Origin of the sequence: Janthinobacterium sp. (assembly GCF_031995485.1) — a bacterium.
Lineage (GTDB): Bacteria > Pseudomonadota > Gammaproteobacteria > Burkholderiales > Burkholderiaceae_D > Janthinobacterium.
The window spans coordinates 44,022-67,843 of record NZ_DAMAGB010000029.1; the positions used below are offsets into that span (position 1 = coordinate 44,022).

Consider the following 23,822-nt stretch of genomic DNA (forward strand, 5'->3'; position numbering starts at 1 on the left):
CTGGTAAAAGCGGGCTAAATCCAATTCTTGGAAGAGTTGGAGGAGACAGATGCAGTATGCTGCATCGCCACATATAACTCCAATTTATCTTTCAAATACCAAGTATACGATTTGGTGATGACTTGCCTGATACCGCAATGCGTACAGGCAAGTTCTTCTTACACAGCGGTACAGCTGATTTTCACCTTGGTCACTGCCGCTTCGCCCATCACGCCGACGCCAGTGGACAGGCCGGTAGCCGGGTCGGTATCAACCTTGCAAGACAGGCCAGCCGGATTGGTCACCACGTTGATGGTGTACGAACTGCCGTCTGCCACTTGGGCCGGCATGGTGAAGGTGCCTGGCGTAGTGGTGCTCTTGACCAGGGTCAGCTGGTTGGCATCGCTGCCGTTGGCCAATACCAGGCCGTCGACCGTCAGGCCGGTGATGGTGCCGCCGACCGTATAGGTGTTTTGCTGGCAGAGGACAAACGATTCGATGCTGACATAGTGGCCGGCCGAGCCGGAACCGCTCGACACGCTGCAGTTCATGTGGGCCGGTGGCGTCTTGACCGTAATGTTGTAGTCGGTGCCGTAATCGATGCGCTTTGGAAAGGTGAACGAGGTGGCGCCGACAGCAGGGCTGACGGTGTCGCCGCCATTGGCCAGTACCAGACCGCTATTGCTCAAGCCGCTGATGGTGCCGGTAACCTCGTACGAGGCTTTGCCGCCGCAGGCAGCAAGGCCGGCGATCAGCATCAGCGCAATCAGTGGGCGCAGGCAGGATGACTTCATGTATTTCTCCAGAATATAGGTAAGGGACCGTCAGGATCAGGCCGGTACGCAGGCAACGATCAGCGTGTCGTTGTTTTTCGATCCCATCGTGCCGACCGGATTGCTGATGGTGCAAGCCAGGCCGGGTGGATTCTTGAATACATTGACGGTATAGGTGGCGCCATCGCCTACGGTGGAGGCAAACACGAATTTGGTGCTGTTGGCCAGCGGGCTGATTTGCGACTGGCCATTGGCCAGGATCAGGCCGTCGGCCGTCAGGCCGCTGATGCTGCCACCCAGTGTATATTGATCGGTAATGCAACTGACCACGGCGTTTGACGCCGAATAGCTGTTGGCCTTGCCGGTACCACCGGTAATCGTGCACGTGGCACCTTTTGGTTGCGTCAGGATCTTGATGTCATAGCGGTCGTCGGCCTTGACCAGGTTGGGAAAATAAAAGGTGGTGGCACCGGACAGGACTTCCAGCTCGCTGTCGCCATTTTTCAGCACCAGGCCGCTTTTTGCCAGGCCGATCACGTTGCCGCCCAGATACAGATTGCCGCCGCTGCCGCCGCATGCCGCCAGTGTGGCAGCGCAAGCTGCCGCCAGCATCGAGCGCAGGTATACATTTTTCATACATTCTCCAAAACGAATTAGGTAGGGTAGCGCAATACGGACGCTGGCGCCGCATTGGAATGGCGCCTATTTTAGTCTATCTGGCAAGCCGATTGATCTTGCCTTGTATCACCCTGTAACAATTTTTCGGCCGCCAGGGCTGGCCCGGCCCCATTTGACAGCCAGCAAGGCAGGCTGCATGGCACGATCGGTGCGACAATATGGCAGCCCTTTCCTCTCTCTCGATTGGTTTCATGTCAACTACTTCTGCCCATGCCGCGGTACCGCCCAAGGCCATCCTGTTCGATCTCGACGATACCTTGTGGCCGATTGCGCCCGTGATTGCCGCCGCCGAAACCTTGCTGCACGACTGGCTGGCGCAGCACGCGCCCAAAGTGGCGCAGCAGTTTTCGATCGAAGCGCTGCGCCGGCACCGGCTCGACATGTTGAATCAGCAACCGCATTTCCATGGCAACCTGATCGAGCTGCGCCGCACCGGCCTGCTGACGGCCTTCGAGGCGGCCGGCGAGAATCCGGCCCTGGTCGATGAGGCAGTCCGGCAGTTCCTGGCCGCCCGCAACCGTGTCATTCCATATGACGATGTGCTGCCTGGCCTGGCCTGGATGCAGCAGCGGCTGCTGGTGGGATCGATCTCGAATGGCAACGCGGACCTTGAAATTATCGGCCTCGCACAGCATTTCAAGGTATCGATCGCCGCCAGCGAGTTTGGCGTGGCCAAGCCCGATGCGTCGATTTTCCTGGCCGGCTGCGCGGCGCTGGGCGTGGCGCCGCATGAAGCCGTGTATGTGGGCGACGATCTGTATTTTGATGTCACGGGAGCGCAGGACGCCGGCATGCGTGCCGTCTGGATGAACCGGCGCGGCAGCGACGCCCATCTGGAGGCCGGCGTGCAGCCGGACGCCATCTGCGCCAACTTTGATGAATTGCTGCTGTGGCTGCAAGGGCAACTGGAAGATTGATCGCCGCCTGGCGGGCGAACGTGCATAATAGCTGCTGTTGCTGCATCTCCGGCTCCCTTTGCCGCCCGTTGCATGCCAGCTTACTTGTTTAACTGAAAACACCATGCAACTCGAACTTCGTGCCCAAACACTGCTGAAAGCCCTGGTCGAGCGGTATATCGCCGACGGCCTGCCGGTCGGTTCGCGCGCCTTGTCGAAAATTTCCGGCCTCGACCTGTCGCCGGCCACCATCCGCAATATCATGGCCGACCTGGAAGAGCAGGGCTATGTGTCCAGTCCGCATACCTCGGCCGGCCGCATTCCCACGCCGCGCGGCTACCGCATCTTTGTCGACACCTTGCTGACAGTGAAACATCTGGACGAACACCTGGTTGAGTCGCGCATGCGCCTCGATATCCAGCAGCCGCAAAAGACCATCGCCAATGCGGCGCAGATGCTGTCGTCGCTGTCGCAGTTTGCCGGCGTGGTGCTCAGCCCGCGCCGCGAATCGGTGTTCCAGCAGATCGAATTCCTGCGCCTGTCCGAAAAACGCATCCTGCTGGTGATCGTCGGGCCGGGCGGCGACGTGCAGAACCGGCTGCTGCTGACCGAGGCGGACTATACGCCGTCGCAGCTGATCCAGTCGGCCAACTATATCAACCAGAATTATGGCGGCCTGTCATTCGACGCCGTGCGCGTGCGCCTGCAGGGCGAATTGCGCCAGCTGCGCGACGATATGGGCAGCCTGATGCAGGTGGCGGTCGAGGCCGGCAGCGAAGCGATGGCCGACCATAGCGACGACATGGTGATCTCGGGCGAGCGCAATCTGCTCAGCGTGAGCGACCTGTCATCGAACATGAGTTCGCTGCGTCAACTCTTCGACATGTTCGAGCAGAAAACGGGACTGATGCAGTTGCTCGATGTGTCGAGCAAGGCGACCGGCGTGCAGATTTTTATCGGTGGCGAATCGAATCTGGTGCCGATGGACGAGATGAGCGTGGTAACGGCGCCGTATGAAGTCAACGGCAAGATCGTGGGCACGCTGGGAGTGATCGGACCGACCCGCATGGCCTACGAGCGGGTCATTCCGATTGTCGATATTACGGCCAAGCTGCTGTCAAACGCCCTCAGCCATCATTAAGGCCGCAGCAGGATTGCGTCAGGCTGGCCGGTGCGGGCAGGCTGGCTTGATGCAATTGCCGTAGATGGCCAGCGCGTGCTCGGCAATCTTGAAGCCGCGTTCTTCGGCCACTTTCTGCTGGCGGATTTCGATCGACTCGTCGAAGAATTCTTCGACACGGCCGCAATCGAGGCAGACCAGGTGATCGTGGTGCGAGCCCTCGTTGAGCTCGAAAATGGCCTTGCCCGTTTCAAAATGGTTGCGGTTAAGCAATCCAGCTTGTTCGAACTGGGTCAGTACACGGTAGACAGTTGCCAGGCCGACGTCCATATTGTCGGCCAGAAGAATTTTATAGACGTCTTCCGCCGTCAGGTGGCGTACCGGGCTACTCTGGAAGATATCGAGTATCTTCAGCCGTGGCAGGGTGGCTTTCAGGCCGCTTGCCTTGAGATCACTAGGATTGTTACTCATGTTTGTTGCTCGTATGTGGGTCAGGTGCTTTATGATATAGCGTTTTGTCGGGGAGTGCCAAAATAAGCATTTTTTTGGCGAGCCAGTCACTCCTGGCGTTTTGTTCATCAAATTGAGGTCATTTATGCGCGTAACACCGGCAGTATTGCCAACTCTGCGGCACCGTATTTCATTTCGAGCACCAGTCGTGGCGGGCATGGTTTGCATCGCGCTGATGGCTTCTGGCTGCGCCAGCCGCGGCATCCTCGGTGAAAAACCGGCCATCACCCAGAAAGAAGGCGCGGAACTCGTGCCGGACAAGGGTGCGCAGACCACCACCATCACGCCGCTGCAGAAATTCATGTGGTTCTTCTCGCCTTACCGTCCTGACATTCAGCAAGGCAACTTTGTCTCCGAAGAGATGGTGTCGCAGCTGAAAGAAGGCATGACGCGCGACCAGGTGCGTTTCATCCTCGGCACGCCTTTGCTGACCGACATCTTCCACGCCGAGCGCTGGGACTATCCGTTCCGCCTGGCCCGTGGCAGTGGCGAAACCACCAGCAGCCGCGTAGTGGTGTTCTTTGACAAAGAGGGCAAGGTCGCCCGCTTCGAAGGCGGCAACCTGCCGACCGAAAAAGAATACATCGACCGCATCGCCGGCCCGTCGCCGTTCGCCAAGCTGGCCAAGGCCGGCGCACCTGCCGCCGTGGTGCCGTCGCCAGTGGCGCCGTCGGCCGTACCGTCGAATCCCGATAATACGCCGGCCATGATCCCCGTCACCAAGCCGGCCATTACTCCGGCCGAGCCAGCGCCTGAACCCACCAAATAAGTTGCTGTAAGAAATTAAAATGACTGAACTGAAAATTGCAATCGCCGGCGCCAGTGGCCGCATGGGCCATATCCTGATCGAAGCGGTCGGCAATGCGCCGGACGCCGTGCTCGCTGGCGCGCTTGACCGCGAAGGATCGCCCACCGTCGGCCAGGATGCCGCCGCGTTTCTGGGCAAGCCTGCCGGCGTGGTGATCGAGTCCGATCTGGCCAAAGGCCTGGCGAACGCCGATTACCTGATCGACTTCACGCGTCCGGAAGGCACGCTGCAGCATCTGGCCTATTGCGCCGAGCACGGCATCAAGATGATCATCGGCACCACCGGTTTCGATGATGCGGGCAAGGCGGCGATTGCCGCCGCCGCCGAAAAGACGGCCATCCTGTTTGCGCCGAACATGAGCGTGGGCGTGAACGTGACGCTGAAACTGCTGGAACTGGCCGCGAAAAGCTTGTCTGAAGGCTACGACATCGAAATCATCGAAGCGCACCACCGCCACAAGGTCGATGCGCCGTCCGGCACCGCGCTGCAGATGGGCGAAGTGGTGGCGGGGGCGCTGGGCCGCGATCTGAAGGAGTGCGCGATCTACGGGCGCGAAGGCGTGACGGGCGAGCGCGATCCGTCCACCATCGGCTTTGCCACCATCCGTGGCGGCGATATCGTCGGCGACCATACGGTGTTGTTTGCCGGCATTGGCGAGCGCATCGAGATCAGCCACAAGTCGAGCAGCCGCGTCACCTACGCCCACGGCGCCCTGCGCGCCGCGCGTTTCCTGGCCGACAAGCCAACCGGCCTGTACGACATGCAGGACGTGCTGTCGCTGAAGAACTGAGGAAGACATGGCCACTGCAATACTGAACGGCAAAGAGATCACCGACGAGGCGAGCTTTCACGCGCAATGCGTGCAGGTCTTCGGTTTTCCCGAGTTCTATGGCAACAGCATGGACGCCTGGGTCGATTGCCTCAGCTACCTGCGCGACGAAGACGGCATGAGCAAATTTCGTTTGAAGCCGAACGAAGTGCTGGACATCGTGGTGCAGGACGCCGACGCACTGAAGGCGCAGGCGCCGGATCTGCTGGAAGAAGTGACGTTCTGTATCGCCGGCATCAACGAGCGCTATGAGGATTATGGCGAGAAGCCGGCGTTGAAATTGACGTTGAAATAATTGTTGATCAACCCAACGGCGAAATGCCGGGGTCGGACCCTCAGGGTCCGACTCCAGCCGTTCCGCCGTTGGGGTTAAATCACACCACCTTGCGCTCGCGCAAACCCGCAATCTCCCCACTCTGCAATCCCAGCCACTGCCCCAACACCTCTTCCGTATGCTGCCCCAGCAACGGCGGCGGCAGCCGGTATTGCACCGGCGAGGCGGACAGGCGCACCGGATTGGCCACCAGCGCCACCGTACCGGCCGTCGGATGCGGCATCTGCACCTTCAAGCCGCGCGCCACCACTTGTGGATCGGCAAATACCTGGTCGATGCGGTTGACGGGACCGCAGGGCACGGCCGCCAGTTCGAACGCGGTGATCCATTCGTCTGTCGTGCGCATGACGGTGGCCTGGCGCAGCAGCGGAATCAATATCGCCCGGTGCGCCACGCGCTGCGGGTTGGTGGCGAAACGTTCATCCTGCGCCCATTCCGGATGGCCGGCAATGGTACAGAAGCGGGCGAACTGGCCGTCGTTGCCGATCGCCAGGATCATGTCGCCGTCGGCGGTGGGGAAATCCTGGTAGGGCACGATATTCGGATGGGCATTGCCCATGCGCTGCGGCACCTTGCCGCCGCACAGATAGTTGGCCGCCTGGTTGCCCAGCGCCGCCACCTGCACGTCGAGCAGGGCCAGGTCGATATGCTGGCCCAGGCCCGACCGAGTCCGTTCGGCCAGCGCCGCCTGCACGGCGATGGTCGCGTACAGCCCCGTCATGATATCGGTTTGCGCCACGCCCACTTTCTGCGGCCCGGCGCCCGGCTGTCCGTCGGGCACGCCGGTAATGCTCATCAGCCCGCCCATGCCCTGGATCAGGAAATCATAGCCGGCGCGCGCCGCATACGGCCCGTCCTGGCCGAAGCCCGTGATCGAGCAGTACACCAGGCGTGGATTGAGTTCGAGCAGGCTGGCCGCGTCGAGCCCGTACTGCTTCAGGCCGCCCAGCTTGAAGTTTTCCAGCAGCACATCGGCCTCCTGCGCCAGCCGGCGCACCAGCGCCTGGCCCTCTGGCGCGGCCAGGTCGATGCACAGCGAGCGCTTGTTGCGGTTGGCGCACTGGAAGTAGGCGGCCTCAAGAGTGTCGCGGCCGTCTTCGTCTTTTAAATAAGGTGGGCCCCAGGAGCGCGTATCGTCGCCGCGGCCCGGCTGCTCGACTTTCACCACGTCGGCGCCGAGGTCGGCCAGCAATTGTCCGGCCCATGGACCGGCCAGCACGCGCGACAGGTCCAGCACGCGCAGTCCTGTCAATGGCGCGGGCCGCAAGGTGGAAGCGAGGGCGTCCATCAGTTGCTGAAGGCGGCGATGCCGGTAATGGCGCGGCCGATGATCAGCGCGTGCACATCGTGCGTGCCTTCATAGGTGTTGACCACTTCCAGGTTGACCAGGTGGCGGATCACGCCGAACTCGTCGGAGATACCATTGCCGCCCATCATGTCGCGCGCCATGCGGGCGATATCGAGCGCCTTGCCGCAGCTGTTGCGTTTCATGATCGAGGTGATTTCCACCGCGGCCGAGCCTTCATCCTTCATGCGGCCCAGGCGCAGGCAGCCCTGCAGGCCCATGGTGATTTCGGTCAGCATGTCGGCCAGTTTCTTCTGTACCAGCTGGTTCGCGGCCAATGGGCGGCCGAACTGCTGGCGGTCCATGGTGTACTGGCGTGCCTTCAGGTAGCAGTCCTCGGCCGCGCCCAGCGCACCCCAAGCGATGCCGTAGCGCGCGCTGTTGAGGCAAGTGAACGGACCCTTCAGGCCGCGCACGTCCGGGAACGCATTTTCTTCGGGACAGAACACTTCGTCCATGACGATTTCGCCGGTAATGCTGGTGCGCAGTCCCACCTTGCCGTGGATTTCTGGCGCCGACAGGCCTTTCCAGCCTTTTTCCAGCACGAAGCCGCGGATCGCGCCTTCGTCGTCCTTGGCCCACACCACGAACACGTCGGCGATCGGGCTGTTGGTGATCCACATCTTGGCGCCCGACAGGCTGTAGCCGCCGGGAACTTTGCGCGCGCGCGTGACCATGCTGCCCGGATCGGAACCGTGGTTCGGCTCGGTCAGGCCGAAGCAGCCGATGAATTCGCCGGTCGCCAGCTTCGGCAGGTATTTCTGCTTGGTTTCTTCATTGCCGAAGGCGTTGATCGGCACCATCACCAGCGACGATTGCACGCTCATCATCGAGCGGTAGCCCGAATCGATGCGCTCGACTTCGCGCGCGGCCAGGCCGTAGCACACATAGTTCAGGCCGGCGCCACCGTATTCTTCGGGAATGGTCGAGCCCAGCAGGCCCAGTTCGCCCATCTCGCGGAAGATGGCGGCGTCGGTGCGGCCGTGGCGGAACGATTCGAGCACGCGCGGCGCCAGGCTGCCCTGGCAATAGTCGCGCGCCGCTTCCAGCACGGCGCGCTCGTCGCTCGTCAGCTGTTCGTCCAGCAGCAGGGGGGAATTCCAGTCGAATACGGTTTTGCTCATCACAGGCCTCGCAGGTGAGCGCCAGGCAATTAACAGCCGGCGCAAGATTGAATGGGACTCATGGTAGGTTGTCGCCGCGCCTCAGGCAAACGATTTTTATGCACCCAGATATGCGTACTCATCATATCTTGCGGCATACTGAGTCTTTTATTGCCGAGATCGTCCATGAGCCGCAAGATCCCCATGCTGCAGGCGCTGAACTGCTTTGAAGCGGCGGCGCGCCATCAAAGCTATACCCATGCGTCGCGCGAACTGTCGCTGACGCAAAGCGCCGTGTCGCGCCAGATTGCATCGCTGGAAAGTTTTTTAGGCGTGCAATTGTTCCAGCGCACGCGCCATGGCGTGGTGCTGACCAGCGCCGGCGCTTCGTATGCGCGCCAGATCGCCGCACGCCTGGACGGCTTGGAGCGCGACACGCTCGACACCATGGCGCGCCAGGGCGGGGGCGGCGCCCTGCAGCTGGCTTCGGTTCCCACGTTTGCCACGCGCTGGCTGATGCCGCGCCTGGCCAGCCTGGCCGCGCAGCAGCCCGAGATCGTGGTGCATATCGATGCATACACGAAACCGTTCATGTTTGCCGACACGGAATACGACGGCGCCCTGTATGCGGGCACGCCCGAGCAATTGGCGCGCTGGCCCGGCACGCGCGCCACCTTGCTGATGCATGAAGAGATCGTGCCCGTCGCCAGCCCGCGTTTGCTGAGCGCACGCAGCCTGTGGCAGCCGCAGCATCTGCTGGAGCTGACCTTGTTGCAGCAAAGCACGCGCCCCGGCGCCTGGCGCCAGTGGTTCGACGCCATGCAGGTGGAAGGCGAAGCCAGGTATGGCGCGCGCTATGAGCTGTTTTCCATGCTGGCCATGGCCGCCGTGCAGGGGCAGGGCGTGGTGTTGCTGCCGCGCATGCTGGTCGAAGCGGAGCTGGCGCGCGGCGAACTGCAGATCGTCTGCGAGCGCCCGCTGCGCGGCCAGCGCGCGTATTACCTGATCACGCCGGAAGCGGCGCATGAAAAGACCGCGCTGCAGCAGTTTCGCCTGTGGCTGCAGGGCGCTGCCGCATAAGTCACCTAAGCCACCTTGGCGGTATCGAAATGCGGATTGTCGATCAGGCCGATCTGGTTGCCGAACGGATCGAGCAATTCGACCGTGCGGATGCCGCCGCCCACATCCGTCAGGGGATGGTGCAAGGTGGCGCCCAGCGCGAGGAACCGTTCGATTTCCTGCTCGATGCCGTCCACGCCCCAGTAGGTAACGCTGCCCTGAGTGCCCGGCTGGCCGTCCGGCAGCAGGCCCAGCTCAAACCCGGCTATGCTGAACCCCACATAAAATGGCTGGTCGAAATACGGCTCGGTGCCGAACGCCTGGCTGTACCAGGCCTTGCCCTTTTCCAGGTCGGGGACGGGATAGGCTACGGTGCGCAAACCCTTGATCATGTTGTTTCTCCTGTGTGGTGAGTGGATGGCGCCAGCATGCCATGGCTGCCGGCGCTGCGATTGTAAAAATGGAAGCTCAGGCCCGGTGCCGCGCTGCCCAGGCGTCTGGCGTGCTGCGCGCAAAATCCTGGAAGTCGTGGATCAGGTGCGACTGGTCGAAATAGCCATATTGCAGGGCCACCTGCGCCCAGTCGGCCTGCGCCGGCAGGGTCTTGAGCGCGCCGTTGACCGCGCGAAAGCGGCTGATGCGGGCAAACAGTTTCGGATTGATGCCCACATGCTGGCGAAACTGCAGCGCCAGATGCTGGCGCGAGACACCGAGCTGCGCGGCGAGATGGTCGACGCGCACGGCGCCCTGCGTTGCGTCGATCAGCGCGATCGCGTGCCGGGCCAGATTGGCGTCGCGTGGCGGCGGGGCGTTTTTCAGCCGCAGCAGCAAAAAATCTTGCAGGATGGCGATGCGTTGCTGATTGGGCAGGGCATCGGTCCACAGCGCGTCGCCCAGGCGCGCGGCCAGCTCGCGGCCCCACAGCTGTTGCAGATCGGCACGGCCATCGTTCAGCTGGTACAAAGGCAGCTGGAAAAAGCGCGCGGCAGCGCCCGGCTTGAAGCGGGCGGCGACGGTCTGCACCAGGCCGCTGCTCACCACGCTGATCGGCGCCGTCATCATGCCGACCGCAAAGCTGGCGTCCTGCTGGTCCTGGCACAAAATGTCGATGCAATTGTCAGGCAGCACCTGGTGCGCCATGGGCGTCGCGCCTGCCTGCACGCGGCAGGTCCAGACGCACTCCAGCCAGGGCCGCAGGGCGGCGACGGGGGCATATTCCTGGTAGACGATCATGGCCGGTGGCGGGGTACGGGAAGATTGTCGAATAGTACACGCGAAATCGCGGCCTGTTGATGCGCCGGGAAAAATATGCGTGCCGGGGGCATTGCCCTGCCGCGCTATCGGGCGGCGACAACCAGTATAATGCTCGGTTCATATCCACTAATTGGCTGCACATCATGCAAGATAAATATAGTCCCGCCGACGTCGAACAAGCCGCCCAATCGCACTGGAAGGCGATCGACGCCTACAAAGCCGTCGAACACGACCCACGTTTCCCGAAAGGCAAGTACTACGCTTGTTCGATGCTGCCTTACCCTTCGGGCAAGCTGCACATGGGTCACGTGCGCAACTATACGATCAATGACGTGATGTACCGCTACCTGCGCATGAACGGCTACAACGTGCTGATGCCGATGGGCTGGGATGCGTTCGGCATGCCGGCGGAAAACGCGGCGATGGCCAACAACGTGCCGCCGGCGCAGTGGACCTATTCGAACATCGCGCACATGAAGCAGCAGATGGAGTCGATGGGCCTGGCGATCGACTGGTCGCGCGAAATGACGGCCTGCAAGCCCGAATACTACAAATGGAACCAGTGGATGTTCCTGAAAATGCTGGAAAAAGGCATCATCTACAAGAAGACCGGCACCGTGAACTGGGATCCGATCGACCAGACCGTGCTGGCCAACGAGCAGGTGGTCGACGGCCGCGGCTGGCGTTCGGGCGCGCTGATCGAAAAGCGCGAAATCCCGATGTACTACGCGCGCATCACCGACTATGCCGATGAATTGCTGGCCTATGCCGACGACAAGCTGCCGGGCTGGCCCGAGCGCGTGCGCACCATGCAGACCAACTGGATCGGCAAGTCGACCGGCGTGCGCTTCGCCTTCCCGCACCAGATCAAGGATGCTGCAGGCAGCCTGATCGGCGACGGCAAGCTGTATGTGTTTACCACCCGCCCGGACACCATCATGGGCGTGACCTTCTGCGCCGTGGCCGCCGAGCATCCGCTGGCGATCCACGCCGCGCAAACCAATGCCGAGCTGGCGGCCTTTAACGCCGAATGCAAGCTCGGTTCCGTAATCGAAGCCGACATGGCAACGATGGAGAAGAAGGGCATGCCGACCGGCCTGTTCGTCACCCATCCGTTGACGGGCGCGCAGGTGGAAGTATGGGTCGGCAATTACGTGCTGATCACCTACGGCGACGGCGCCGTGATGGGCGTGCCGGCGCATGACGAGCGCGATTTCGGCTTTGCCAAGAAATACGACCTGCCGATCAAGCAGGTGATCGAAGTCAAGGGCCAGGAATTCTCGACCGACGCGTGGCAGGAGTCGTACGGCAGCAAGGAAGGCGTCTGCATCGCCTCGGGCAAGTACGACGGCCTGCATTTCGCGTCCGCCGTCGATGCGGTGGCGGCCGACCTGGCGGAGCTGGGCCTGGGTGAAAAGAAAACCACCTTCCGCCTGCGCGACTGGGGCATTTCGCGCCAGCGCTACTGGGGCACGCCGATCCCGATGATCCATTGCGCCGACTGCGGCGTGGTGCCGGTGCCGGAAAAAGACCTGCCGGTGGTGCTGCCGGAAGACTGCGTGCCGGACGGCACGGGCAACCCGCTCAACAAATATGAAGCCTTTTTGCAGTGCGACTGCCCGCAGTGCGGCAAGCCGGCGCGCCGCGAAACCGACACGATGGATACTTTCGTCGATTCGTCGTGGTACTACATGCGCTATACCTCGCCGGGCTCGAACGACGCCATGGTCGACGCGCGCAATGACTACTGGATGCCGATGGACCAGTATATCGGCGGCATCGAGCACGCCGTGATGCACCTGCTGTACGCGCGCTTCTGGACCAAGATCATGCGCGACTTCGGGCTGGTCAAGTTCGACGAGCCGTTTGTCAACCTGCTGACGCAGGGCATGGTGCTGAACGAAACCTATTACCGCGAAGACGCGGCCGGCAAGAAGACCTGGTTCAACCCGGCCGACATCAACCTGACGATGGACGACAAGGGCCGCCCGCAGAGCGCGACCCTGGTGGCCGATGGCGCGCCGGTGGAAATCGGCGGCACGGAGAAAATGTCGAAGTCGAAGAACAACGGCATCGACCCGCAAGCGCAGATCGAGCAGTACGGCGCCGACACGGCCCGCCTGTTTACCATGTTCGCTTCGCCGCCGGAACAGACGCTGGAATGGTCGGGCAGCGGCGTCGAAGGCGCGAACCGCTTCCTGCGCCGCGTCTGGAACTTCGGCTATGCGCAATCGGCCACGATCCAGGCCGCGCTGGCGGGCGGCGCTGCGCCGGCCACCGGCGACGCGCAGAAAAACCTGCGCCGCGAACTGCACAAGATCCTGCAGCAGGCCGACTATGACCTCAAGCGCATCCAGTACAACACCGTGGTATCGGCCTGCATGAAGATGCTCAATACGCTGGAATCGGCCAAGCTGGACGACAGCGCGCAATCGAAGGCGCTGATCGCCGAAGGCTATTCGATCTTCCTGCGTTTGCTGAACCCGGTGGCGCCGCATATCACCCACGTCTTGTGGGAAGAGCTGGGCTATGCCGGCGTGTACGGCGACCTGCTGAACGCCGAATGGCCGCAAGTCGACCCGAAAGCGCTGGAGCAGTCCGAGATCGAGATGATGATCCAGGTGAACGGCAAGCTGCGCGGCTCGATCACGGTGGCCAAGGATGCCGACAAGGCCAGCATCGAGGCGCAGGCGCTGGCCTGCGAGAGCGTGCAGAAGTACATCGAAACCACGCCGAAGAAGGTCATCGTCGTGCCGGGCAAGTTAATCAGCATCGTGGTGTAACTATGACGACTTCTTCTTCCGGTTTGCTGCGCGGTTCCCGCAGCTGGCGCGCCATGGTTGCCGTGTGCCTGGTGCTGGCCCTGTCGGCCTGCGGCTTTCATCTGCGCGGCTCGAACGGCAGTTTCATGCTGCCGTTCGCGACGATGAATATCGGCCTGCCCGATACCTCGCCGCTGGCGATCGATCTCAAGCGCTATATCCACGCCATCGGCAGCACCGAGATCGTCGACACCAGGGAGGCCGCCGACGCGACCCTGGAAGTGCTGGCCGACCCGGAGAAGACGCGTACCAAGACCATCTTGTCGCTCAACAGTAACGGCCGCGTGCGCGAATACCAGCTCGGGTATTCGATCCAGTTCCGCGTGGTGGACAAAGCCGGCAACGTGTTGCTGGGCCTGACCACCATCGCCCTGACGCGTCCGATCACCTTCAACGAGTCGCAGGTACTGGCCAAGGAAACCGAAGAAGCGCAGCTGTACCGCGACATGCGCAACGACCTGGTGCAGCAGATCATGCGCCGCCTGGCCGCCATCAAGCCGGTGCTGCCGGCCATGTCGGTCGCGCCGGTGGCGCCTGTCACGCCAGTTACGCCGGTGGCCCCGGCCGTACAGCAGTAAGGATGCGCCGATGCAATTGCGGATAGACGCGCTCGATGCACATGTGGCCAAGCCGCTGGCGCAGCTGTATGTGATCACCAGCGACGAACACCTGCTGGCGCTGGAGGCGGCCGACAAGATCCGCGCCGCCGCGCGCAGGCAGGGCTATACCGAGCGCGATGTGCTGAGCGTGGAACGCAGCTTCAAATGGGGCGAGCTGCTGGCCGCCAACCAGGAGCTGTCGCTGTTCGGTGACAAGAAGATGATCGAGCTGCGCATCCCCACCGGCAAACCGGGCAAGGATGGCGGCGCGGCGCTGCAAAGCTACGCGAAAAACCTCAGTCCCGACAATCTCACCCTGATCACCTTGCCCAAGCTGGACTGGGCCACGCAGAAGGCGGCCTGGGTCGCCAGCCTGCAGCAGGCGGCCGTCTACATCGATATCCCGAACGTGGAACGGCCGCAGTTGCCGGCCTGGATCAGCCAGCGCCTGGCCGCGCAGGGGCAAAGCGCGGAGCGCGCCAGCATCGACTTCATCGCCGAGCGCGTCGAAGGCAATCTGCTGGCGGCGCACCAGGAAATCCAGAAACTGGGGCTGCTGCATGAGCCGGGCAAGCTGACCTACGAACAGGTGCAGGATGCGGTGCTGAACGTGGCCCGCTACGACGTGTTCAAGCTGTCCGAAGCCATGCTGGGGGGCGACCCGGCGCGGCTGGTGCGCATGCTGGAGGGGCTGAAAGGCGAGGGCGAGGCGCTGCCGCTGGTGCTGTGGGCGGTGTCCGAGGAAATCCGCACGTTATTGAAACTGAAGGCAGGCATGGCGCAGGGCCGCCCGCTCGGTGCGCTGATGAAGGAAATGCGCATCTGGGGTCCGCGCGAGCGCATGATGGAGCCAGCCTTGCGGCGCGTGTCGCTGCCGGTGCTGGAAAAGGCGCTGCAGGAAGCGGCGCAGGTGGACAAGATGATCAAGGGCTTGCGGGCTAAAGGCCACGCGGGCGACGCCTGGGATGCGCTGCTGCAGCTGGCGCTGACCATTTGCAGAGGCTAAGGTTACATAACCAGATATGGACAACAGCATGGACATTCAAGAATATATGCAAGACGTGGGCACGCGTGCCCGCGCCGCCTCGCGCGCCATGGCCCGCGCCGACAGCGCGACGCGCAACCGCGCCCTGAGCCTGATCGCCGACGCCATCGTGCGCGACGCCGGTCTGCTGCGCGCGGCCAACCAGCGCGACCTGGACGCGGCCGCCGCTGCCGGCCTGGCGCCAGCCATGCTCGACCGCCTGACCCTGTCCGATGCGGCGATTGCCACCATGGTCGAAGGCCTGAAACAGATCGTCTCGCTGGCCGACCCGATCGGCGAAATCTCGAACATGAAATTTCGCCCATCCGGCATCCAGGTGGGCCAGATGCGCGTGCCGCTGGGCGTGATCGGCATCATCTACGAAGCGCGTCCGAACGTGACGGTCGATGCGGCCGGCCTGTGCATCAAGAGCGGCAACGCGACCATTCTGCGCGGCGGCTCCGAAGCGATCCATTGCAACCGCGCGCTGGCCAAACTGGTGGCCGAAGGCCTGGCCGGCGCCGGCCTGCCGGAAGACGCGGTGCAGGTCATCGACACCACCGACCGCGCCGCCGTCGGCGCCTTGATCACCATGCCGCAGTTTGTCGACGTGATCGTGCCGCGCGGCGGCAAGGGACTGATCGCGCGCCTGATGGAAGAGGCCACGGTGCCGATGATCAAGCACCTGGACGGCATCTGCCACGTGTATATCGACGCCAAAGCGGATATCACCAAGGCGGTCGACATCGGCTTCAACGCCAAGTGCCACCGCTACGGCACCTGCAACACCATGGAAACGCTGCTGGTGGCGCGCGCCATCGCGCCCACCGTGCTGCCGCAGCTGGCCGAACGCTATCTGACCAAGCAAGTGGAGCTGCGAGCCGACCCGGAAGCGCTGGCGATCCTGGCAGGCTATCCGCACCTGGCGGCGGCGACCGAGGAAGACTGGCGCACCGAATACCTGGCCGCCATCCTGTCGGTGAAAGTGGTCGACGGCATCGACGAAGCGATGGACCATATCAACCGGTACTCGTCGAAGCATACCGAGTCGATCATCACCGAAGACTACAGCGATGCGCTGCGCTTCCTGCGCGAAGTCGATTCGGCCTCGGTGATGGTGAACGCCTCGACGCGCTTTGCCGACGGTTTTGAATATGGCCTGGGCGCCGAGATCGGCATTTCGAACGACAAGCTGCACGCACGCGGCCCGGTTGGCTTGGAAGGCCTGACCTCGCTCAAATACGTGGTGTTCGGCCACGGCGAAGTGCGCAAATAAATCGTCTTCGGCGGGCGCCAGCCGTGCGCCCGCTGCCACCGACTACCTCTGACACTGGAAACCCCATGCTCTGGATTAAAGCACTGCACATCGTCTTCGTCATCTCTTGGTTCGCGGGCCTGTTCTACCTGCCGCGCATTTTCGTCAACCTGGCGATGGAAACGGAAACGGTGGCCACCGAGCGACTGCTGCTGATGGCGCGCAAGCTGTACCGCTTCATGTCCATCCTGGCGCTGCCGGCCATGGTGCTGGGCCTGGTGCTGCTGTGGATGCAATATGGCGGCGGCGAAGGCGGCATGAAGATGCCCGGCTGGATGCACGCCAAGCTGACCTTCGTGGTGCTGCTGCTCGGTTATCACCATGCCTGCGGCGCCATCCTGCGCAAGTTCGAAAAAGGCATCAACCAGCGCAGCCACAAATGGTTCCGCTGGTTCAATGAAGTGCCGGTGGTGATGCTGCTGGCGGTGGTGATACTGGTCGTGGTCAAGCCTTTCTAACGCGGATGGGGATAACAACATGAGTGCAAGCCAGAACAAGGTGATTCAGTATTTCTTCGCGCCCCATTCGCCATGGACCTATCTCGGTCATGCGCGCGTGATGGCGATCGCGAAGCAGCACGGCGCGCAGATCGACGTGCGCCCGTTCGACCTGGGCAAGGTCTTCAGCGTCTCGGGCGGCCTGCCGCTGGCCAAGCGCGCGCCACAGCGCCAGGCATACCGGCTGGCCGAACTGGCGCGCTGGTCAGAGTTTTTGCAAGTGCCTTTGACGCTGCAGCCGAAGTTTTTCCCCGTCTCGCCGGAAGCATCGGCCAAGCTGATCATCGCCACGCGCCTGGCGCACGGCGTCGATGCCTCCTTGAGCCTGGCGCACGCCATCATGCGCGGCGTATGGGCGGAGGAGCGTAATATCGGCGACGAAGACACGCTGGCGCAGATCGCGCTGGACGCCGGTTTCGACGGCCGCCAGCTGCTCAAAACGTCCGAGACGGCCAGCGTGCAGGCCGAATACGACGCCAACACGGAGGCGGCCACGGCCGCGTCAGTGTTCGGCTCGCCCTGGTATATCGTCGATGGCGAAGGGTACTGGGGCCAGGACCGCCTCGATTTTGTCGAGCGGGCGCTGTTGGCGTGAATTTTTAAACGTAGGTCGGATTAGCGCTGCGCGCGTCATCCGACAAGCTCAGTCGGCAGCGGTGTTTGTCGGCTTACGCCCTGACGGGCTAAGCCGACCTACGCCGACCTGCGCCGACCTCGCCGAGCTGCGTGAGATATTGGATGTAGGTCGGATTAGCGCCTTGCGCGTAATCCGACAAGCTGCTGGATTTTTTAGTTAATTGTTTTTCAACGGATAAAAGGTATCCTCACCATGGCTTCATATTTTTGCCCATGCCCGCGCGGCATGGAAGCGGCGCTGGCCGAGGAACTGGGCGAGATCGCCCAGGACAGTGCGACCATGAAGGTCCACAACCAGGTGCCGGGCGGCGTGCATTGCTCGGGCGACCTGACCGACTCCTACCGCATCAACCTGCACTCGCGCATCGCCTCGCGCGTGCTGCTGCGCATGGCCCATTCCGGCTACAAGACGGAAAACGACATCAATGACCTGACCCTGGCGCAGCCGTGGGAGGACTGGTTCGGCGTGCACCACACGATCCGCGTCGATGTGACGGCCGTCAAATCGCCGCTGCGCAGCCTGGAATTCACCACGCTGAAAATCAAGGATGCGATCTGCGACCGCTTCCGCGACCAGTTCAACGAGCGCCCGTCGGTCAACACCAAGACGCCGGACATGCGCATCGTTGGTTTCCTCGATGCGCACACCTTCACCGTCTACCTCGACACCTCGGGCGAAGCGCTGTTCAAGCGTGGCTGGCGCGAAGAGACGGGCGACGCGCCGCTGCGCGAAAACCTGGCCGCTGGCCTGCTGCGCGTGTCGGGCTGGAAGCCGGGCATGGTGCTGTTCGATCCGATGTGCGGCTCGGGCACCATCCTGGCCGAAGCGGCGCAGATGGTGCAGGGCATTCCGCCTGGCGCCTCGCGCAGCTTCGCGTTCGAGAATTTCCACGACTTCGATCCGGCGCCGTGGAACGCCATGAAGAACGCCATCAAGGTGCTGCCGCTGCCGACCGAGCCGACGATCTTCGGCAGCGACATCTCGGGCGACATGGTGGCCATGACGCGCCACAACCTGCGCTGCGCCGGCGTGCGCTTCGAGGTGCCGCTGAAACAGATCGAAGCGCAGGAAGTCAAGCCGCCAAGCGACGTGGCCGGCATCATGCTGACCAATCCGCCATACGGCGAGCGGATCGGCGTGCGCGGCGACAGCAGCCTGCCGGAAGATGAACTGTCGACCTCGTTCTACTCGGCCATGGGCACCACGCTGAAACAGCGCTTCGCCGGCTGGACCGTGTTCCTGTTCACGGCCGACCTGGGCCTGCCGAAACTGCTGCGTTTGAAGGAAGCGCGCAAGACGCCGTTCTTCAACGGCGCGCTGGAATGCCGATTGTTCCGCTTCGATATGGTGGCGGGTTATAACCGTAGAGAAGAAGCGAAACCCAAGAACCTGTAACCTGCTGCATCCCGCGCGGACCACCACCGGTCCGCGCTTCCCACCCTGGACCGCCATGTTTCCCACCCCGCCGGCCGATGTGCCGCCCGATCCCGTCACGCCCGTGCCGCCTCCCGTTCCCAGCCATATGGCGCCACTGAGCCGCGGCGCGCTGGCGCTGATGCTGGCCGGCCTGTCGATGCTGGGCCCCCTGTCGATCGACACCTATCTGCCGGCGTTCGGCGCCATCCAGGGTTCCTTGCAGGCCTCGCCGCTGGAAGTGCAGCAGTCGCTGACCTTTTACATGCTGGCGTTTGCCGGCATGGTGCTGTGGCATGGCGCGATCTCGGATGCGTTTGGCCGCCGCAATGTGATCCTGGTGGCGCTGCTGATGTTTGCCATCGGCTCGCTCGGCTGCGCCTCGGCCCATACGGTGCACTATCTGTGGTTCTTCCGCATCCTGCAGGGCGTGTCGGCCGGCGCCGGTGTGGTGATCAGCCGCGCCATCATCCGTGACCTGTATGCCGATGCCGCCGCCGCCCGGCTGCTGTCGCTGGTGACGATGATTTTTTCGATCGCGCCGGCCGTCGCCCCCATCCTCGGTGGCTGGATCGTGATCTGGTTCGACTGGCGTTCAATCTTTTTGTTCTTGGCGTTATATACAGTAGTCCTGCTGGCCTTCTGCTACTGGCGCCTGCCCGAAACCTTGCCGCTGGCCAAGCGCCAGCCATTCAACCCGCGCTTCCTGGCCAGGAACTATGGCGAAATCCTGCGCTCGCCCCTGTTCCATATCAAGGCCGGCATCGTCGCCCTCAATTTCGCGGGCCTGTTCCTGTTCATCACGGCGGCGCCCGAAATGCTGCCCAAGCAACTGGGCCTGGGGCCGTCACAGTTCGCCTGGCTGTTCATTCCCTGCGTGAGCGGGATTTTCCTCGGCGCGGCGGCCGCCAACCGCATCGCCGGGAAGATGTCGTTCGCGCGCCAGATCGGCATCGGCTTTGCCTTCCTGATGGGTGCGGCCAGCGTCAACGTGGTATTCCACCTGTTGCTGCCGCCCTCGTTGCCGTGGTCCGTGCTGCCGCTGTTCTTCTACACCTTCGGCATGTCGCTGGTGGGGCCGGGCGCCACCCTGCTGGCGCTCGACCTGTTCCCGCATATCCGCGGCACGGTCGCTTCGTGCCAGTCGTTTGCCAGCACCCTGCTCGGCGCGATCGTCGCCGGCGTGATCTCGCCGATATTGTCGGGCTCGGTACTGTGGCTGGCATCGGGCCAACTGGCCTTTACGGCGCTGGCGCTGGGCCTGTGGCTGATCTCGCGGCGTTTCCGTCACCGGCTGCTGGGGCCGCTCAAGCTGCGGCGCTGATGCGTCTAAACGTGCGTGGAAACAACAGCCCTTGCGCCGTAGTGCGTACCCGCTTACCCCGGAGCGATGCCGTAGCTTGAATATTCTGACGGCGCGGCTGTTTTGCTGTGCTAAGGTTAGCTATATCCGCACTCAGCGTGATCAGTTTGGATCATATCGGGAAGGCATGCATGGCGGAATCTTGTTGTTCAGGAGTGCCACAAGGTGTGGCGCACGGGGGACAAGTTAGACATTTGGTACAACAAAACAATGTTAGAATCTCGCGGCATGGATTTTTGACGCTTTAAATAGAAGCCGTCGAATCATAATTACTTTTTTTAGTGGCGAACTAGTGTATGGCATTGATTCATGCCCACAGTTGGCCTTTTTTTGTTTCTTCCAAGTCCCTCAGGTGCGCTCACCTTTGAGTATCTTGTCAGGAATGCCAGATACAGTAATGTTAGGTAGTCGGATTTGTTAAGCGTACTCAGAAAATCAGTTAAATATACGTGGTGTGGATGCCTGATCCTTGGCGCACCATCAGCCATTGCCGCGACGCCTAACCATGGTGGCCAGTCGGGCTATATCAACATGCCCAGCGCGGTGGTGGAAACCGATGGTACCTTCAGCGTGGGTTACAGCTATGACAGTCCGTACGGGCAGCTGTGGGTGACCTCGAGCATTTTGCCTTTCCTGCAGGTGACGGGGCGCTATGTATCGATCACCGGCATCCCTGGTTTCACCAACGATCCTGGTCAATATGGTAGCGGTTATGGCCGTTACAAGGACAAAGTTGTCGACGGCAAGTTGAGGTTATGGCAGGAAACGGATTGGATGCCATCCGTGGCGGTTGGCATGACGGATTTGTTTGGCACCGAGTTGTTCAAGGGCCAATATGTGGTTGCCACCAAGACTTTTGGCGCGAGCAAAAATATCGAAGCCAGTCTCGGTTATGCACATCGTCGTCCCGATGGTCCGTTTGCTGGCGTGCGCTGGACCCCGACATCGCTGCCGCGCTGGTCAGTAGTGGCCGAGTACGACACCACCAATTATTTGCGTGACTTCCGTGCTGCCGAGACCAATGCTGGCAAGCGCAACAAAGGCCCTTCCGTCGGCCTGGAATACCGATGGGGCTGGCTTGCCCTGCAAGCGGCCCGTAGCCGTGACCAGTTCAGCGTCAATGCCTTTGTCAGCATCCCGTTTGGCGAGCGCGAGTTCATTCCCAAAATCTTCGAGCCGGCCTATTTTGTCGATGACAAGAACCCGCCGCCGCGTCCGACCAAGGCAGAATGGCATGACAATGCCGCTTATGGCGCCGACCTGGTCAACGCGCTGGTCAAGCAGGATTATAAAAATATTCGCGTGCAGCAAGAAGGGAATACGCTTGCCCTAACCCTGACGAATAACCGCATTTCGAACCTGGGACGCGCGGTGGGGCGTGCCGCGCGTACGGCGGTAGCGTTTACGCCAGCAGGGGTAACGACCATCCGCATCACGTACACCAAACTCGATCAGCCAATTGCCACTTACGAATTCTTTGATCTGCCCAAGCTGAACGATTATTTTGCCGGCAAGATCGATCGCCAGGCTTTCCTCGATGTGGTGTTGCTGCGCTATCCGGAAAAAAGCGATGTCATTCGCGATAGCCAGCAAACGTGGTTGAACGAGTTTCTCGATCAGCCGGCTGCGCAAAAACCGACTGCCGCGCCGGCGTCGCTGCTGGCTGCCGCGCCAGCCGTTCCGGTTACCGCTGGCTCGTCGGCTCCCGAGGCGGCATTCGTGGCCGCACCGGCAGATATACCCGTACCTTCCGTCGTCAAGGCGGCCAATGCCGTCAAGAACGATGGCAAGCTGGCCGTCGGCGTGGGCGTGGACGGTGATGTCATCCAGGTCAAATCGATCGATCGTGAAGCAAACCGTTTCAAGATTTCCCCCAAGGTCGGCTTTTTCTTCAACGATCCCAGTGGCGCCTTCCGTTATTCGATTTCCGCAGTGGCCAATTATGATCAGCGCCTTGGCGATGGACTGTATCTGAATGCCGCAGCCAACCTGCAGTTGCTGGAAACCGTTTCCGGCGTCAAGCAGGCATCGAACAGCAACCTGCCGCATGTGCGCAGTGATGTGGCGGAATATCTGAGGGGAGATCGTCTGACTTTGAGCCGTATCCTGCTCAACAAGTATGACAATCCGGCCGAGCGCGTCTACACCCGTCTGTCGGGCGGCTTGTATGAGGACATGTTCCGCGGCGTTGGCGGCCAGGTATTGTACCTGCCGAAAGACAAGCGCTGGGCCGCCGACTTGGCTGTCGACGCGCTGCAGCAGCGCGGCTACGACGGTATTCTCTCAACGCGCGACTACAAGACCGTCACCGCTATCGGCTCGCTGCATTATCGCTTGCCGCATGATATGACGGTGACAGCGCGCGCAGGCCGCTTCCTGGCCAAGGACTCGGGTGTACGTGTGGAATTCAAGCGCCGCTTCCAGTCTGGCATTGAGGTGGGCGCCTGGTATACGCATACCAATGGCAACGATATCACCACACCAGGCACGCCTTCCAAGCCATACCAGGATCGCGGTGTTTTCTTGTCGCTGCCATTGAACAGCATGCTGCCGATGGATACCCAGGCCAATGCAGGCTTCGCGATTGCGCCATGGACACGGGACGTGGGCCAGATGGTTGCTTCGCCGGGCGACCTTTACGACATGATCGAACGCCCGCGCGCCGACATGCAGAGCTATGACGGTTTGGGCAATTTTGCCGAGCGTGCAGACGAGCAGAACCTGCCGGCCGTCAATCCGCCGGACCGTCCGTTTGTCAGCCCGTGGCCTGCCATGCGCGCGCGCCTGGAGCAATCGTCCTCGGCCGTCCCTAGCGCCCCTGACTGGCTCAAGGCGAGCGCCTTGATTGGCGGCGTCGTCGTGAGCTCGGCACTGAGCGATAAACCGGTCGACCGCTTCGTCAAAAAACACCAGAATTCCACCTCGTTCCGTAACTGGGACAAGCTGGGCAAGGCCATGCCATTTGCTCTGGTTGGCGCCGCCGGCGCCGCCTTCGCACTTGGCGACGAGCGCATGCAAAACACCGGGCTCATTTCCATGCAGTCGGTTGCTGCCGCAACGGGCCTGGCGCTGGTTGGCAAATATGCGATCGGCCGCGCCCGTCCAGACGAAGATCGCGGTCCCTGGACCAGCGTCGGCGAGGGCAAGAAACGCTCCGATGCGTCATTCCCATCCGGCCACTCGGCAATTGCCTTTGCTGCTGTGACACCGTTTGCCAAGGAATATGACGCACCATGGCTGTACAGTGTGGCCGCTGTCGGTGCAGCTGGGCGTGTTGTCGGCCGTAAGCATTGGGTGTCCGATACGGTTGCTGGCGGTATTCTGGGTTACGCCATGGGAACCTGGCTGTGGAATGCGCAGCGTGACCAGAGCAAGTCCGGCCTGTCGATCAATCCGGGGCCGAAAGAAATCAGCGTTACCTGGCAGAGCAAGTATTAGTGGTACATGAAACTCGAGCGCATGCA

The 23,822-nt window shown here is 62.0% G+C and carries 22 protein-coding genes; 15 read left to right on the forward strand and 7 right to left on the reverse strand.

Translation table 11 applies throughout. The features are described 5' to 3' along the window. Nucleotides 1-158: 158 nt before the first annotated feature. Entirely contained in the window at nucleotides 159-773 is a 615-nt protein-coding gene (locus RTQ46_RS16350) for a hypothetical protein (RefSeq protein ID WP_312438154.1), read from the reverse strand. A 36-nt stretch (nucleotides 774-809) separates the two neighbouring features. After that, on the reverse strand, nucleotides 810-1,388 hold the full coding sequence (locus tag RTQ46_RS16355; RefSeq protein WP_312438156.1) for a hypothetical protein: 579 nt from the start codon (nucleotides 1,386-1,388) through the stop codon (nucleotides 810-812). Nucleotides 1,389-1,621: 233 nt separating this feature from the next. Between RTQ46_RS16355 and RTQ46_RS16360 the strand changes: the two genes are divergently transcribed. Together RTQ46_RS16360 and hrcA are read left to right on the forward strand one after the other, a co-directional pair. After that, nucleotides 1,622-2,347: an HAD family hydrolase gene (locus RTQ46_RS16360; RefSeq protein WP_312438157.1), complete on the forward strand. Its 726-nt coding sequence runs from the start codon at nucleotides 1,622-1,624 to the stop codon at nucleotides 2,345-2,347. A 103-nt stretch (nucleotides 2,348-2,450) separates the two neighbouring features. Further along, nucleotides 2,451-3,467 carry a heat-inducible transcriptional repressor HrcA gene (gene hrcA, locus RTQ46_RS16365; protein WP_312438159.1) on the forward strand — a complete coding sequence of 339 codons (1,017 nt, stop codon included), beginning with the start codon at nucleotides 2,451-2,453 and terminating at the stop codon, nucleotides 3,465-3,467. 18 nt (nucleotides 3,468-3,485) lie between these two features. On the opposite strand, the gene fur is transcribed toward hrcA, so the two are convergent. Beyond that, entirely contained in the window at nucleotides 3,486-3,917 is a 432-nt protein-coding gene (gene fur / locus RTQ46_RS16370; RefSeq protein ID WP_308924116.1) for a ferric iron uptake transcriptional regulator, read from the reverse strand. 214 nt (nucleotides 3,918-4,131) lie between these two features. On the opposite strand from fur, the gene bamE reads away from it, so the two are divergent. From bamE to RTQ46_RS16385, 3 genes are read left to right on the forward strand one after another with little or no spacing between them, the layout of a single operon-like run. After that, nucleotides 4,132-4,725: an outer membrane protein assembly factor BamE gene (bamE, locus tag RTQ46_RS16375; protein WP_409518344.1), complete on the forward strand. Its 594-nt coding sequence runs from the start codon at nucleotides 4,132-4,134 to the stop codon at nucleotides 4,723-4,725. A gap of 19 nt (nucleotides 4,726-4,744) precedes the next feature. Then, on the forward strand, nucleotides 4,745-5,554 hold the full coding sequence (gene dapB, locus RTQ46_RS16380) for a 4-hydroxy-tetrahydrodipicolinate reductase (protein ID WP_312438161.1): 810 nt from the start codon (nucleotides 4,745-4,747) through the stop codon (nucleotides 5,552-5,554). A gap of 7 nt (nucleotides 5,555-5,561) precedes the next feature. Beyond that, on the forward strand, nucleotides 5,562-5,888 hold the full coding sequence (locus RTQ46_RS16385) for a barstar family protein (protein ID WP_312438163.1): 327 nt from the start codon (nucleotides 5,562-5,564) through the stop codon (nucleotides 5,886-5,888). A 79-nt stretch (nucleotides 5,889-5,967) separates the two neighbouring features. Here the strand turns inward: RTQ46_RS16385 and RTQ46_RS16390 are convergent, their stop codons facing one another. Next, the gene (locus RTQ46_RS16390) at nucleotides 5,968-7,215 is read right to left on the reverse strand and encodes a CaiB/BaiF CoA-transferase family protein (RefSeq protein WP_312438164.1); all 1,248 of its coding nucleotides are present in this window, start codon (nucleotides 7,213-7,215) and stop codon (nucleotides 5,968-5,970) included. Then, entirely contained in the window at nucleotides 7,215-8,396 is a 1,182-nt protein-coding gene (locus RTQ46_RS16395; RefSeq protein WP_312438166.1) for an acyl-CoA dehydrogenase, read from the reverse strand. Before RTQ46_RS16395 ends, RTQ46_RS16390 begins: the two co-directional genes overlap by 1 nt. 165 nt (nucleotides 8,397-8,561) lie before the next feature. Between RTQ46_RS16395 and RTQ46_RS16400 the strand changes: the two genes are divergently transcribed. Continuing rightward, the gene (locus tag RTQ46_RS16400; RefSeq protein WP_312438168.1) at nucleotides 8,562-9,455 is read left to right on the forward strand and encodes a LysR substrate-binding domain-containing protein; all 894 of its coding nucleotides are present in this window, start codon (nucleotides 8,562-8,564) and stop codon (nucleotides 9,453-9,455) included. Between the two features lie 5 nt (nucleotides 9,456-9,460). On the opposite strand, the gene RTQ46_RS16405 is transcribed toward RTQ46_RS16400, so the two are convergent. Then, nucleotides 9,461-9,826, reverse strand: a complete 366-nt coding sequence (locus tag RTQ46_RS16405; protein WP_312438169.1) for a VOC family protein — start codon at nucleotides 9,824-9,826, stop codon at nucleotides 9,461-9,463. A 76-nt stretch (nucleotides 9,827-9,902) separates the two neighbouring features. Then, nucleotides 9,903-10,667, reverse strand: a complete 765-nt coding sequence (locus RTQ46_RS16410) for a helix-turn-helix domain-containing protein (RefSeq protein ID WP_312438171.1) — start codon at nucleotides 10,665-10,667, stop codon at nucleotides 9,903-9,905. Between the two features lie 164 nt (nucleotides 10,668-10,831). Between RTQ46_RS16410 and leuS the strand changes: the two genes are divergently transcribed. The 9 genes from leuS (at nucleotide 10,832) to RTQ46_RS16455 (ending at nucleotide 23,796) form a co-directional block, all read left to right on the forward strand. Further along, on the forward strand, nucleotides 10,832-13,471 hold the full coding sequence (gene leuS / locus RTQ46_RS16415; protein ID WP_312438173.1) for a leucine--tRNA ligase: 2,640 nt from the start codon (nucleotides 10,832-10,834) through the stop codon (nucleotides 13,469-13,471). 2 nt (nucleotides 13,472-13,473) lie between these two features. Beyond that, on the forward strand, nucleotides 13,474-14,088 hold the full coding sequence (gene lptE, locus RTQ46_RS16420; protein WP_312438175.1) for an LPS assembly lipoprotein LptE: 615 nt from the start codon (nucleotides 13,474-13,476) through the stop codon (nucleotides 14,086-14,088). Nucleotides 14,089-14,098: 10 nt separating this feature from the next. After that, nucleotides 14,099-15,115 carry a DNA polymerase III subunit delta gene (gene holA / locus RTQ46_RS16425; protein ID WP_312438177.1) on the forward strand — a complete coding sequence of 339 codons (1,017 nt, stop codon included), beginning with the start codon at nucleotides 14,099-14,101 and terminating at the stop codon, nucleotides 15,113-15,115. Between the two features lie 28 nt (nucleotides 15,116-15,143). After that, nucleotides 15,144-16,409, forward strand: coding sequence for a glutamate-5-semialdehyde dehydrogenase (locus RTQ46_RS16430; protein WP_312438179.1), 1,266 nt, complete (start codon nucleotides 15,144-15,146; stop codon nucleotides 16,407-16,409). A gap of 65 nt (nucleotides 16,410-16,474) precedes the next feature. Further along, on the forward strand, nucleotides 16,475-16,906 hold the full coding sequence (locus RTQ46_RS16435; RefSeq protein ID WP_312438180.1) for a CopD family protein: 432 nt from the start codon (nucleotides 16,475-16,477) through the stop codon (nucleotides 16,904-16,906). A gap of 19 nt (nucleotides 16,907-16,925) precedes the next feature. After that, nucleotides 16,926-17,540, forward strand: a complete 615-nt coding sequence (locus tag RTQ46_RS16440) for a 2-hydroxychromene-2-carboxylate isomerase (protein ID WP_312438181.1) — start codon at nucleotides 16,926-16,928, stop codon at nucleotides 17,538-17,540. A 234-nt stretch (nucleotides 17,541-17,774) separates the two neighbouring features. Next, nucleotides 17,775-18,977 (forward strand): class I SAM-dependent RNA methyltransferase, encoded by a 1,203-nt coding sequence (locus tag RTQ46_RS16445; RefSeq protein WP_409518345.1) that lies wholly within the window; start codon nucleotides 17,775-17,777, stop codon nucleotides 18,975-18,977. 55 nt (nucleotides 18,978-19,032) lie between these two features. Then, entirely contained in the window at nucleotides 19,033-20,319 is a 1,287-nt protein-coding gene (locus tag RTQ46_RS16450) for a multidrug effflux MFS transporter (protein ID WP_312438183.1), read from the forward strand. 453 nt (nucleotides 20,320-20,772) lie between these two features. After that, nucleotides 20,773-23,796: a YjbH domain-containing protein gene (locus RTQ46_RS16455; RefSeq protein WP_312438185.1), complete on the forward strand. Its 3,024-nt coding sequence runs from the start codon at nucleotides 20,773-20,775 to the stop codon at nucleotides 23,794-23,796. The last annotated feature ends 26 nt before the right edge of the window (nucleotides 23,797-23,822 follow it).

Coding starts and splice junctions, on each gene's coding strand:
- leuS (WP_312438173.1), top strand. CDS start 10,832: ATGCAAGATAAATATAGTCCCGCCGACGTCGAACAAGCCGCCCAATCG.
- RTQ46_RS16400 (WP_312438168.1), top strand. CDS start 8,562: ATGAGCCGCAAGATCCCCATGCTGCAGGCGCTGAACTGCTTTGAAGCG.
- RTQ46_RS16395 (WP_312438166.1), bottom strand. CDS start 8,396: ATGAGCAAAACCGTATTCGACTGGAATTCCCCCCTGCTGCTGGACGAA.
- RTQ46_RS16410 (WP_312438171.1), bottom strand. CDS start 10,667: ATGATCGTCTACCAGGAATATGCCCCCGTCGCCGCCCTGCGGCCCTGG.
- RTQ46_RS16385 (WP_312438163.1), top strand. CDS start 5,562: ATGGCCACTGCAATACTGAACGGCAAAGAGATCACCGACGAGGCGAGC.
- RTQ46_RS16350 (WP_312438154.1), bottom strand. CDS start 773: ATGAAGTCATCCTGCCTGCGCCCACTGATTGCGCTGATGCTGATCGCC.
- bamE (WP_409518344.1), top strand. CDS start 4,132: ATGGCTTCTGGCTGCGCCAGCCGCGGCATCCTCGGTGAAAAACCGGCC.
- RTQ46_RS16430 (WP_312438179.1), top strand. CDS start 15,144: ATGGACATTCAAGAATATATGCAAGACGTGGGCACGCGTGCCCGCGCC.
- holA (WP_312438177.1), top strand. CDS start 14,099: ATGCAATTGCGGATAGACGCGCTCGATGCACATGTGGCCAAGCCGCTG.
- RTQ46_RS16435 (WP_312438180.1), top strand. CDS start 16,475: ATGCTCTGGATTAAAGCACTGCACATCGTCTTCGTCATCTCTTGGTTC.
- RTQ46_RS16390 (WP_312438164.1), bottom strand. CDS start 7,215: ATGGACGCCCTCGCTTCCACCTTGCGGCCCGCGCCATTGACAGGACTG.
- hrcA (WP_312438159.1), top strand. CDS start 2,451: ATGCAACTCGAACTTCGTGCCCAAACACTGCTGAAAGCCCTGGTCGAG.
- RTQ46_RS16450 (WP_312438183.1), top strand. CDS start 19,033: ATGTTTCCCACCCCGCCGGCCGATGTGCCGCCCGATCCCGTCACGCCC.
- RTQ46_RS16360 (WP_312438157.1), top strand. CDS start 1,622: ATGTCAACTACTTCTGCCCATGCCGCGGTACCGCCCAAGGCCATCCTG.
- RTQ46_RS16445 (WP_409518345.1), top strand. CDS start 17,775: ATGGCTTCATATTTTTGCCCATGCCCGCGCGGCATGGAAGCGGCGCTG.
- dapB (WP_312438161.1), top strand. CDS start 4,745: ATGACTGAACTGAAAATTGCAATCGCCGGCGCCAGTGGCCGCATGGGC.
- RTQ46_RS16405 (WP_312438169.1), bottom strand. CDS start 9,826: ATGATCAAGGGTTTGCGCACCGTAGCCTATCCCGTCCCCGACCTGGAA.
- lptE (WP_312438175.1), top strand. CDS start 13,474: ATGACGACTTCTTCTTCCGGTTTGCTGCGCGGTTCCCGCAGCTGGCGC.
- RTQ46_RS16440 (WP_312438181.1), top strand. CDS start 16,926: ATGAGTGCAAGCCAGAACAAGGTGATTCAGTATTTCTTCGCGCCCCAT.
- fur (WP_308924116.1), bottom strand. CDS start 3,917: ATGAGTAACAATCCTAGTGATCTCAAGGCAAGCGGCCTGAAAGCCACC.
- RTQ46_RS16355 (WP_312438156.1), bottom strand. CDS start 1,388: ATGAAAAATGTATACCTGCGCTCGATGCTGGCGGCAGCTTGCGCTGCC.